Raw genomic sequence first — 211 nt, 5'->3', positions numbered from 1 at the left:
CCGTTACAGTAAAAGAACATGTTTCAGTATTTCCACTAGCATCCGTAACGAGGAATGTATTAGTAGTAGTTCCGACAGGGAACGCAGCACCAGAGGCTAAACCAGCTGTTTGTGCTACAGTCTGACCAGGACAATTATCAGTAGATGTTACTGAGTAGGTCACTACAGCCGAACAATTGCCATTATCGTTATTGACAGTGATGTTAGAAGG

At 43.1% G+C, this 211-nt stretch carries 1 protein-coding gene; it reads right to left on the bottom strand.

The window, feature by feature from the left end; all coding sequences use genetic code 11:
* Positions 1 to 211, bottom strand: a 211-nt coding sequence (locus tag RM697_RS13735) for an HYR domain-containing protein (RefSeq protein ID WP_311428464.1), incomplete at both ends; no start/stop codon positions are given.

Origin of the sequence: Microcosmobacter mediterraneus (assembly GCF_031846265.1) — a bacterium.
Taxonomy (GTDB): Bacteria; Bacteroidota; Bacteroidia; order Flavobacteriales; family Flavobacteriaceae; genus Microcosmobacter; species Microcosmobacter mediterraneus.
Note: the sequence above shows the minus strand (reverse complement) of the source record. Positions and strands in the feature narration are given on the sequence as shown.